1 protein-coding gene is annotated in these 254 nt (G+C 67.3%); it reads left to right on the top strand.

The window, feature by feature from the left end; translation table 11 throughout:
- Positions 1 to 254 (top strand): histidine phosphatase family protein (locus AC1RPX_RS08035; protein WP_481763373.1); only part of this gene is annotated, 254 nt, incomplete at both ends.

Here is a 254-nt window from a genome sequence, read left to right as displayed (position 1 = left end):
CGAGGACGGAGCTGTACCCGAGCGAATCTGGACATCCGCCCTCACTCGCACCAGCGAGACCGTCACCGCAATGCTGCCGATCTTCCTCCCTGCGACGCCTCCCGTCATCGCGAACTGGCGTCTCAATGAGCGCAACTACGGTGCCCTGACCGGGCTCTCGAAAGCGGCCGTTGCGCAGCAGTACGGCCTCGACCGGTTCTTCGCCTGGCGGCGCTCCTACTCCACGCCACCCCCGCCGATGTCCACCGAGCGGC

This window comes from Dellaglioa sp. CoH-56-MRSF-14, assembly GCF_056782115.1.
Note: the sequence above shows the minus strand (reverse complement) of the source record. Positions and strands in the feature narration are given on the sequence as shown.